This window comes from Autumnicola psychrophila (genome assembly GCF_031846645.1).
GTDB lineage: Bacteria > Bacteroidota > Bacteroidia > Flavobacteriales > Flavobacteriaceae > Autumnicola > Autumnicola psychrophila.
In genome coordinates this window covers 231354-241416 of record NZ_JAVRHN010000008.1, presented here as the reverse complement: position 1 = coordinate 241416, position 10063 = coordinate 231354, and the positions used below count along the sequence as shown (strand labels likewise).

Annotated in this window: 12 protein-coding genes; 5 read left to right on the top strand and 7 right to left on the bottom strand. The window is 39.8% G+C overall.

What is annotated here, in order from left to right; genetic code table 11:
• From RM541_RS12370 to rplT, 5 genes are all read left to right on the top strand, one after another.
• Positions 1-267: hypothetical protein (locus RM541_RS12370; protein ID WP_311500450.1), on the top strand; the 267-nt coding region annotated here is incomplete at its 5' end.
• Between the two features lie 14 nt (positions 268-281).
• Positions 282-2228 (top strand): threonine--tRNA ligase, encoded by a 1947-nt coding sequence (gene thrS / locus RM541_RS12365; protein WP_311500449.1) that lies wholly within the window; start codon positions 282-284, stop codon positions 2226-2228.
• Between the two features lie 23 nt (positions 2229-2251).
• Positions 2252-2803: a translation initiation factor IF-3 gene (gene infC, locus RM541_RS12360; RefSeq protein WP_311500456.1), complete on the top strand. Its 552-nt coding sequence runs from the start codon at positions 2252-2254 to the stop codon at positions 2801-2803.
• A 136-nt stretch (positions 2804-2939) separates the two neighbouring features.
• Positions 2940-3137, top strand: coding sequence for a 50S ribosomal protein L35 (rpmI, locus tag RM541_RS12355; protein ID WP_011708523.1), 198 nt, complete (start codon positions 2940-2942; stop codon positions 3135-3137).
• Positions 3138-3272: 135 nt separating this feature from the next.
• On the top strand, positions 3273-3617 hold the full coding sequence (gene rplT, locus RM541_RS12350) for a 50S ribosomal protein L20 (RefSeq protein ID WP_311500448.1): 345 nt from the start codon (positions 3273-3275) through the stop codon (positions 3615-3617).
• Between the two features lie 129 nt (positions 3618-3746).
• On the opposite strand, the gene RM541_RS12345 is transcribed toward rplT, so the two are convergent.
• The 7 genes from RM541_RS12345 to RM541_RS12315 all read right to left on the bottom strand — a co-directional run bounded on the left by RM541_RS12345 (position 3747) and on the right by RM541_RS12315 (position 10031).
• Entirely contained in the window at positions 3747-5795 is a 2049-nt protein-coding gene (locus RM541_RS12345; protein WP_311500447.1) for a cation:proton antiporter, read from the bottom strand.
• 19 nt (positions 5796-5814) lie between these two features.
• Entirely contained in the window at positions 5815-6249 is a 435-nt protein-coding gene (locus tag RM541_RS12340) for a secondary thiamine-phosphate synthase enzyme YjbQ (protein WP_311500446.1), read from the bottom strand.
• Positions 6250-6357: 108 nt separating this feature from the next.
• Positions 6358-7062 (bottom strand): FRG domain-containing protein, encoded by a 705-nt coding sequence (locus tag RM541_RS12335; protein ID WP_311500445.1) that lies wholly within the window; start codon positions 7060-7062, stop codon positions 6358-6360.
• A 254-nt stretch (positions 7063-7316) separates the two neighbouring features.
• Positions 7317-7961 (bottom strand): hypothetical protein, encoded by a 645-nt coding sequence (locus tag RM541_RS12330; RefSeq protein WP_311500444.1) that lies wholly within the window; start codon positions 7959-7961, stop codon positions 7317-7319.
• Between the two features lie 61 nt (positions 7962-8022).
• Positions 8023-8589 (bottom strand): amidohydrolase family protein, encoded by a 567-nt coding sequence (locus RM541_RS12325; protein WP_311500455.1) that lies wholly within the window; start codon positions 8587-8589, stop codon positions 8023-8025.
• Positions 8590-8635: 46 nt separating this feature from the next.
• Positions 8636-8842, bottom strand: coding sequence for an amidohydrolase family protein (locus tag RM541_RS12320; RefSeq protein ID WP_311500443.1), 207 nt, complete (start codon positions 8840-8842; stop codon positions 8636-8638).
• Positions 8843-8846: 4 nt separating this feature from the next.
• The gene (locus RM541_RS12315; RefSeq protein WP_311500454.1) at positions 8847-10031 is read right to left on the bottom strand and encodes an asparagine synthetase B; all 1185 of its coding nucleotides are present in this window, start codon (positions 10029-10031) and stop codon (positions 8847-8849) included.
• Positions 10032-10063: the final 32 nt, after the last annotated feature.

Below are 10063 nucleotides of genomic sequence, written 5' to 3'. Positions count from 1 at the left end.
TTTCACTTTTCACTACTCACTCACCACCCTTTTTGCGTTAGGGATAGCAGCGGCATCCTTATAGCGGAAAATAATCCATGTCCTAATTTGGCAATTATCGACATCCTTATATATACCTTACTTCTCCCCCTACTCCAAAACCGCTATAAGATACAGCGGATAGCCCGACCGCGACCTTTCCTGGGAGCGGAAACGCCCAATTCCTTCATTTTTCTCCTTATAGTGTATTGCGCAACCAACTTCAACGGCTTATCTTTGCTCTTCTAATTGAAAAACACGACATGATTAAGGTATCTTTGCCCGACGGCAGCATTAAGGAATTTGAAAAAGGCGCTACTCCAATGGATGTCGCGAACAGTATTAGTGCGGGATTGGCCAGAAATGTGATTTCGGCAAAATTCAATGACAAAATAGTAGAGGCTTCTACGCCTTTGACTACCGACGGCGCGCTTACCTTATATACATGGAACGACGATGAGGGGAAAAAGGCTTTCTGGCACTCCACTTCTCACGTGATGGCGCAGGCTATCGAGGAGTTGTACCCTGGTTCTAAACTTACGATCGGGCCGGCTATCGACAACGGATTTTATTATGATGTGGATTTTGGGGAGCATACACTTTCGGAAAATGACTTTGGAAAAATAGAAACCAAAATGCTGGAAATTGCCCGCGGAAAGCATGATTTTAAGCTTCGGGAGGTTTCCAAGGCTGATGCACTTGATTATTATAAGAAACAGGATAATCCGTTTAAAGTTGAATTGATTGAAAATCTTGAAGACGGAACGATTACATTTTGTGATCATGATACTTTTACAGATTTATGCCGCGGCGGACATATTCCGAATACCGGAATTATTAAAGCGGTAAAACTGATGAGTGTTGCCGGTGCATACTGGCGTGGCGATGAAAAGAAACCTCAGCTCACCAGGGTTTACGGTACTTCTTTCCCAAAACAAAAGGAGTTAAAGGAGTATCTGGAACTTCTGGAAGAAGCTAAAAAGCGGGATCACCGTAAATTAGGACGGGAGCTGGAGCTTTTCACTTTTTCGCAAAAAGTAGGACAGGGCCTTCCTTTATGGTTGCCAAAAGGTGCTGCTTTACGTGAACGCCTGGAAAATTTCCTGAAGAAAGCACAGAAAACCGCGGGATATGAGATGGTTGTGAGTCCGCATATTGGTCAAAAAGAACTATATGTAACTTCAGGGCATTACGCGAAATATGGAGAAGATAGTTTCCAGCCGATAAAAACTCCGAACGAAGGAGAAGAATTTTTGCTGAAACCGATGAACTGCCCTCACCACTGTGAAATTTACAATGCAACTTCCTGGAGTTACCGGGATTTACCGAAGCGTTTTGCTGAATTTGGAACGGTTTACCGTTATGAACAAAGCGGGGAATTGCACGGACTAACCCGTGTGCGAGGATTTACACAGGATGATGCACATATTTTCTGTACTCCGGATCAACTGGATGATGAATTTAAAAAAGTAATAGACCTTACCTTATATGTATTCGATTCTTTAGGTTTTGAAAACTTCACCGCACAGGTTTCTTTAAGGGATCCCGAAAACAAGGAAAAGTACATTGGAAGTGATGATGTTTGGGATAAAGCTGAAAATGCTATTATCTCTGCAGCAAAGGAAAAAGGCTTAAATTATGTGGTAGAAACAGGTGAAGCTGCATTTTACGGTCCTAAGCTAGACTTTATGGTTAAAGATGCGCTTGGCAGAAACTGGCAACTTGGCACAATTCAGGTGGATTATAACCTGCCGGAACGTTTTGACCTGACATATAAGGGAAGTGACAACGAAAGTCATCGCCCTGTCATGATCCACAGAGCGCCATTTGGAAGTATGGAACGATTTGTTGCGATTCTCCTGGAACATACCGGCGGGAACTTCCCACTATGGTTAATGCCGGAGCAGGCTATTATTCTCTCCCTCAGTGAGAAATATGAAAAATACTCCCAAAAAGTTTTAACTTTGCTGGAAAATAACGAAATTCGCGCCCGTAAGGATAACCGAAATGAAACCATCGGCAAGAAGATTCGTGAGGCTGAAATGGGAAAATATCCATATATGCTTATCGTTGGAGAACAAGAGGCGAATGATGGTACGGTTTCTGTACGTAAACACGGGGAAGGCGACATTGGTACAATGCCGGTAGAAGCTTTTGCTGAAATTGTAAATAATGAAATAAGAAAAACGCTTAAGGCGTTTGAAGTTTAACTAAAAATAGATTAGCCATAGCAATACGAAGAAAAAAATCGAAAAGGCCCAGTACAAGGAGGAAAGAAGACGAACACAGAATCAACGATAAAATCCGCGCTGAAAAAGTGAGGCTTGTTGGTGATAATGTGGAAATGGACGTTTACCCTATTAAGGAAGCCTTAGCAATCGCTGAAGAGTTAGGTGTGGATTTGGTAGAGATATCTCCAAATGCTGAACCGCCGGTTGTAAAAGCGATGGACTACAAGAAGTTTCTTTATGAACAGAAGAAACGAGAAAAGGTCATGAAAGCAAAGGCCACTAAAGTTATAGTCAAAGAAATTCGATTCGGGCCAAACACCGATGATCATGATTACGAATTTAAAAAGCGCAATGCTGAAAAATTCCTGAAGGATGGTGCGAAATTAAAGGCTTTTGTATTTTTTAAAGGTCGGTCTATTGTTTTTAAAGATAAAGGTGAAATCCTGTTATTGCGATTGGCCACAGACCTTGAAGAGCTTGGTAAAGTTGAACAAATGCCGAAGCTGGAGGGTAAACGTATGACTATGTTTCTGTCTCCAAGAAAGACAAAATAAATCCTTGCATTTCTTAAATTATTCGGAACTTCTTTTATTTTGAAGTTCCGCTTTTTTTGAAGAGATAGGAGGGTAAGCCATGGTAAAACCGTGGGATATTAAGATTAAGAGAGTTTAATTATAAAAGAAGGACAGCATGCCTAAGATGAAAACAAAATCCAGTGCCAAGAAGCGTTTTAAGCTTACAGGTACCGGTAAAATCAAAAGAAAGCACGCGTTTAAAAGCCACATTCTAACGAAAAAGTCTAAAAAACGTAAGCTTGCCCTTACTCACAGTACTTTGGTACATGATGCAGATAAGGATAATGTTAAACTTCAACTACGTTTAAAGTAAGCTGAAGCTCTTAACGGTTTAAACAATTTATAAACCCTGGAGTTGGGCAACACTTCGACTGGGCTCAGTGTGACAGTTTGAAGTTTAAGTTAAAAGTGCCGGTTACCGGCCGCCTGCTACAAAAACAAATAAAATATGCCAAGATCAGTAAATTCAGTTGCGAAGAGAGCCAGAAGAAAAAAGGTTCTTAAGCAAGCAAAAGGTTACTTCGGACGTCGTAAGAACGTTTGGACAGTAGCAAAAAATGCGGTAGATAAAGCAATGCTTTATGCATACAGAGACCGTAAAACCAAGAAGCGTAACTTCCGTTCATTATGGATTATGCGTATTAACGCTGCTGCCCGTCAGCACGGATTGTCTTATTCACAATTCATGGGAAAAGTCAACGTCAGTGGAATCGATCTAAACCGTAAGGTTTTAGCCGATTTGGCAATGAACCACCCGGAAGCGTTTAAAGCAATCGTTGACAAAGTAAAGTAATTAAATAACAGATTATACTCTCTTATATTTAAAATCCGGTTCTGTAAAGAGCCGGATTTTTTATTTCTTACTAGTGAATACGGAAAGTAAGATTCACTAAATATAAATTTCCTGCTAACTACTGCTTTCCTAAACCTCCTGCATCGGGTAGATAAGGATAAAACTGTTATTTTTAAACTGGTTGTTAAGATAAGAAGAAGTTTCTACCATTTTCTGCTGATATGAAATCTTGTTTCTTCGGCTTAGCACAATTATTAAGTTATCGTCCTTTCCAACGCCTTTGGATATATCTTCAAATCGGGACCAATCATTAAACTCCCGAAAAGAGCATTCCACAGCATGTGAAACCTGAATATTTTTAATCAGCTTTATAGTTTCTGTAGTTGCATGAAAAACCAGTTCCGCACCAGAATTTTCAGAAAGGTTCCAGATCTTGTTTATCCAGAACGGAAATCCTATCTCCTTTTCTGCTTTTGGCGGAATAATGACGAAGTGTTTCTTTATCGTCGCTAATGGCTGTGCAGGCTTATAGATTAGAGTTGTAGTGTTGGATCTTGCTAAAATCCCTTCGGTAAGTTCGCCAAGAAAAGAATCGGAGATTCCCTGCTTCACATGAAGACCTATAATAAGATCGGTTATTCCATTCTCCCTTACAGCACCAGTAATTCCATTCACAACATTAAAATCATACCGAAGAAGCTCCTGCAGGTGATTATCTGTTGCCGATGCTGTAACCGCCGCACGATGCAAAACTTCTCTCGCCTTTTTTTCAGCTTCGGGATTTAAAGAATTATTATCGATAATCGTGAGAGCATAAAGTCCCCCGCTCTTCTTTATAGATTTTATCGATAGCCCAAGATGGATGAGTTCATCCAGGGTCTCGGTATTACTAACCGGAATAAGAATTTTTTCGGAATTACCCCTCTCCCCTGCTGTTGCTCCTGTTGACATTCCGACTTGTGACAAAGCTAAATTACGGGCTCCTTTTTGTGCTACAAAAGATGCCACTGTACAAGTCACCAGGATCATGAGAATCGTTCCGTTAAGAACATTTTCATTTAACAGTCGTACAGGCTCCCCGGTTTCTGATTCACCTAAAATAATATTATAGCCAATGATTACGGCTGCCAGCGTTGCAGCTGCCTGCGCATTGCTGAGTCCGAAAATCAGCCGGCGTTCATCTACAGAGAATCTATAGGTTTTCTGTGTAAGCCACGCCGCCAGGAATTTTGCCAATGTTGCGACAATGGTCATAACGGCGGCTATCCAAATCGCCTCCCATCCCTGGAAGAACACCCTGAAATCTATAAGCATCCCGATTCCGATAAGGAAGAATGGAATAAAAATCGCATTCCCCACAAATTCCACCCTGTTCATCAATGGTGAAGTGCGGGGAATGAGTCGGTTTAAGGCTAATCCGGATAAAAATGCACCAATGATCGCTTCAATTCCTGCAATTTCAGCCAAAATTGCTCCGAGAAAAACCAGTGCCAGGACGAAGATATATTGCGTAACATTATCATCATATTTTTTGAAAAACCAACGTGCTATAATCGGAAAGACAAACATTACAATAGCACCAAAAGTGAGAACTGAAGCAGTTAGTTTCAACCAAAATGCAGTGTTCACTTCTCCTTTGGTCATCCCAACAATTACCGCGAGCACCAGGAGGGCAAGAATATCGGTAATCATTGTTCCTCCTACAGTGATATTTACAGCGCGGTTCCTGGCCACGCCCAGTTTACTTACGAGCGGATAAGCAATCAAAGTATGTGATGCAAACATACTGGCTAGAAGTACTGAAGTTAATACCGAAAACTGGAAAATATAAAGACCGGTAAAAATGCCCATTATCATAGGAATACTAAAGGTGAACATCCCAAATACGAGACTTTTTTTAGTATTCTTCTTAAAGTCGGCGAGATCTATTTCCAGACCGGCGAGGAACATAATATAGAGCAGCCCTGCAGTTCCCGAAAGAATAATTCCGCTATCCCGCTCCATCAGGTTTAGTCCGTTAGGGCCAATAACTGCTCCCGCCAGGATAAGACCCAGAAGGTTTGGAATCTTTATTTTGTTCAGCACGAGTGGCGTGAACAAAATAATGAGAAGAATGATCAGGAATTTTAGCACCGGATTCTCCAGTGGCAGAGAAATATCCAGTAAGACTACAGTCATTATTTTTTACTGTATTAATTTACCGGTTACGACCTACACCAAAGGCGGTCAAGACAAGTTTTCTCGTCCCACCGTGGTTTCTATGCTCGCATAAATAAATCCCTTGCCAGGTTCCTAAATTCAGTTTCCCATTGGTTATTGGAATCTGAACTGAAGTTCCCATCAACGAAGCTTTAATATGAGCCGGCATATCATCAGATCCTTCCAACGTATGCCTGTAGTACGGCTGATTTTCGGGAACCATTTTGTTGATATGGCTTTCGAAATCATCTCGCACCGTAGGATCTGCATTTTCGTTTATAGTCAAACCCGCGGAAGTATGTTTGATAAAAGCCTGGAACATCCCGCTTTCAATATTGGAAATCTCCGGAAATCCTGACAAGATCTCTTCTGTAACCAAATGAAATCCTCTTCCTTTTGCAGATAATTTTATTTCTTTCTGAAAAACTTCCATGTCTATTTATTTTAATTTATTCTTTCGGTTGTAGTGCTAATATAGGAATTAGCATGCTTAACGGCTCGTGGAACTACAAGTGGCGCGGAGTTTGGTAGCAGCTGCTGTCTACGATTCAATTTCTTCTTCGTTAAAATTTGTAGACCAAAATTTATAATTTTCCGAGAACCAACTCAAATGTTTTGATAAACCTTCTAAATCTGGAAAAAGACTTAAGTAGTTGACCCCATATTGATTTAAAAGATGAATTAAATCGGACTTTAAACCTGCAGGAATTATTATTTTTTCTAAAGTTCCTTTAGAGTTTTTTTCAGTCATTGGTTCTTCTGGATCTTTATGAACTGTAAAATACCCATATTGATTAGCCAATCGCGTAGATGAAGTTGTTGGTTGATACATTGAAATTTTTGTGCTCAAATCAAATGGTTCTTTTTCTTTATGTTTAACAAAATAATTTGTCAGATAAATAAAAACTGCTCCATCTTTTTCTGGATTTTCTGAAGCAGCAAAAAAGAAAGCTACTAAAGGAGTATGTGTCCAATCTAATAATCTTGTCGGCAAACCGGTATGTTGAGCAATTGAAAGTAATTCCCATTCATTGTAGTTTGTATTGTTCAAATATGAGATTGCTCTTCTTTTCCAATGATAAAAAATGTCTTGATCAGATACTTGATTAAACCCTTGTCTACCAGCTTTTGGAGTTAAAGACCAATCTTTATCACTTTGACCACGAAACTTATAGAAGCTACTTTTTCTAAATTTTTCAAGTATTTGATGTAGGTGATCTAAGGATTCGAGCTTTGTTTCTTTCATATAATCTTCTTACAGTTGCTGCCTACGTCTCGTAAAAAACAGTGGGAGCTGGTGAGTTTGATTGTCCGCAGGACCATCAGGTGTTGAAAGCGAGAACAGAGCATCAACTCAAGACGGATTTAAGCAATGGTTTTAGTGTTCTCCACATTTATTTATCCTTTTTCGGCGATGGTGGTGGTTTTGTTTCCACCCTTGATATTGTTGGTTTTGGCTTATTCGAGCTATTTTTAGATTCACCTTTTTGTCCGTTACTCTTATTGGGATGTTTCTTGTCCATTTTCTTCTAATTTTGCTATTTCTATTATTATTTCCTGTTTGTTTAAAGATAAATATACTTCACCAACTTCATAAAGAAATTTCGAATCCGAATAATTATAAACGGCCACATCTGCAAGTCGTATTTCAGAAACGGTTTCATTTTCCGAAAAAGATTTTACCCATCCGTGATAAGTCAGTTGATTTTTTATATCTCTTAAATATACAAATTGTACATTTTTAGAATTTAGAAACATTGAGTAAAGATTTTCATCACCATATTTTGCTGAAATTCCGAAAAAACCTGCCACTCTGTTTATAATTTTTCTATTCTCAATCATTGAAGAAAAAAAGGCAACAATAATTGATATGGTTGTCGCAAAACCTACCTCTTGATAAGGAATTAATGATGCATTATTTAAGTTCTTCCATATTGTTAAATCGGATAATTCAATACAGGAAAAGAGATTCAACCCATTTATAATTAATTGCAAGAATAAGTAGGATAAAATTCCAAAAATAATTGAATAAAGTACAAAACGAAAACTACTCCACTCTTTATGCAATATTAACTTACCAAAAATTAATGTCGCAATTGCTCCTGGAATTAATATAATAATGAGTTTAATAGTTAATTCAGACATATGTTAGTTTTAATCACCAAAGGCTACCAGCATTCTAAAGATATAGAGTCAGCAGGACCATTTAAACAATATTATAAAATTCACATGCTGTACCGCCCATGACCTTTTTCAGATCTTCTTCTGAATAGGCTGAAAAATAATCTTCTACGATCTTTAAGCTCTCTTCATAACTTCCACCGCTTAATGAAACCGGCCAGTCAGATCCAAACATCAATCTTTCCATTCCGAAAGATTTAACTATCACATCCAGGAAAGGTATGAAATCTGGAGGGTTCCAATTCTTTCCGGCTTCACTGAGTAATCCTGAAACTTTGCAAAACACGTTCTCGTTTTCCGCCAATTGCTGAATATCCTGTTTCCATTGCTCTGAAGGTGGTTTTGAGACATCGGGCTTTGCCAAATGGTCTAACACAAATTTCTGTTCAGGGAATTTTTCAGCTAAAGCTATTGCTCCGGGTAACTGATAAGGAAAAACCAGGACTTCATATATAAGGCCGAAATTTGCCAATTTTGACACCCCTCTTTGAAAAGCAGGATCAGTCATAAATCCTCCTTTTTCATCATAAACCGTATGTCTTACGCCCTTAAACATCTTATTTTCAGAAAAACGGGCCAAAGAATGGTCAATTTTATCGGAATCAAGGTCGACCCAACCTATAATTCCTTTAATAATGTCATTTTTCAGCTGCCAGACTCAGTAAAAACTCCGTTTCTTCTTCAGATTGATGCGCCTGCACCAGGATAGTACCCTCAAATTTGGCATTTTTGAGCAGTGGCTTTAAATCTTCCGGTAAAAAATCCTTCTGAATCTTTTTATTACTAATCCAGGAATACTTTTCAGGATCATAATGCCAAAAATGCTGATGCGCGTCAATCTTCATAAGATCAGGTTTTCTGTTTCTTCTTCCTGGCTGCCGGAAAAAGTACATTGTTCAGAATAAGTCGGTAACCGGGCGAGGTTGGGTGCAATTCCAGTTCGGTTTTGGGATCGCCGACCCTGTGCGTATAATCTTCGGGGTCGTGACCGCCATAGAATGTGAAAAATCCTTTGCCTTTTATTCCGTGGATATAGCGCGCTTCGCCGTTGAGTTTGCTTTCTCCCATTACCAGTACATTGGCTTTAACATTTTCAGGATTATAAGCAGTGGTCTGTCCCATAAAACCTTTAACCAGGCGGGTGTGATTTTGAGTGAGCATCGTTGGAACCACATCCCATTTTGCAGAGAAATCCATAAGGGTAAAATAATCACTTTCGGCCGATATTTGCCTTTTTTGGGTCATGTCTATAGAGGAAAATTCATAAACCATCGGGCTGCGTTCAAGAATAAAATCTGTAAAAGCGAAGGTATTGGAATAATCGATTTTGGACTGGTAACCCGGTTCACTGGGGTCACCATCGAACATTGGTTCTGCGATATCCACACCTTCTGCAGACAATGCAATATCAAAACTGTCTGTCGCGCTGCACATCGCGAACATGAAGCCGCCGCCCACTACGTAATCCCTAATTTTAAGTGCTACTGCCAGTTTTTCTTCAGAAACTTTATCATAACCCAGCTCTGCAGCCAAAGCTTCGGCTTCCTCTTTATCTTTTATATACCAGGGCGTGGTTTTAAAAGCGCGGTAAAATTTGCCATACTGCCCCGTAAAATCTTCGTGGTGCAAATGCAGCCAGTCGTATAAAATCAGCGCATCATTTAGAACTTCCCGGTCGTAGATGGTCTCGTAAGGAATTTCAGCATATTCCAGCGCCATAGTTACCGCGTCGTCCCAGGGCTTGTTGCCTTCCGGAGTATAAACTGCGATCTTCGGAGCTTTTTCCAACTCTACGGTTTCCATATTCCGCGACGGACTGCTAATTTCTTCCAGGATTTGCTCTGTTTTTTGGTCGCTGATTACTTCAAAAGAGACTCCGCGTATCTGGCATTCCCTTCGCAGGTCTTCGGTATCTGAAATAAGGAAGGAACCTCCCCTGTAATTCAGAAGCCAGCGAACTTCCAGTTGTTTTTCGAGGGAATAGTAGGTGATTCCATATGCTTTCAGGTGATCTGCCTGCCCATCGGCATCCATCGGAATAAGAATATTGGAAGACCAACCCTGAA

Excerpts from the sequence above, each read along its gene's own strand:
- thrS (WP_311500449.1), top strand. The coding sequence starts at position 282 with ATGATTAAGGTATCTTTGCCCGACGGCAGCATTAAGGAATTTGAAAAA.
- rpmI (WP_011708523.1), top strand. The coding sequence starts at position 2,940 with ATGCCTAAGATGAAAACAAAATCCAGTGCCAAGAAGCGTTTTAAGCTT.
- rplT (WP_311500448.1), top strand. The coding sequence starts at position 3,273 with ATGCCAAGATCAGTAAATTCAGTTGCGAAGAGAGCCAGAAGAAAAAAG.
- RM541_RS12345 (WP_311500447.1), bottom strand. The coding sequence starts at position 5,795 with ATGACTGTAGTCTTACTGGATATTTCTCTGCCACTGGAGAATCCGGTG.
- RM541_RS12340 (WP_311500446.1), bottom strand. The coding sequence starts at position 6,249 with ATGGAAGTTTTTCAGAAAGAAATAAAATTATCTGCAAAAGGAAGAGGA.
- RM541_RS12335 (WP_311500445.1), bottom strand. The coding sequence starts at position 7,062 with ATGAAAGAAACAAAGCTCGAATCCTTAGATCACCTACATCAAATACTT.
- RM541_RS12330 (WP_311500444.1), bottom strand. The coding sequence starts at position 7,961 with ATGTCTGAATTAACTATTAAACTCATTATTATATTAATTCCAGGAGCA.
- RM541_RS12320 (WP_311500443.1), bottom strand. The coding sequence starts at position 8,842 with ATGAAGATTGACGCGCATCAGCATTTTTGGCATTATGATCCTGAAAAG.
- RM541_RS12315 (WP_311500454.1), bottom strand. The coding sequence starts at position 10,031 with ATGGATGCCGATGGGCAGGCAGATCACCTGAAAGCATATGGAATCACC.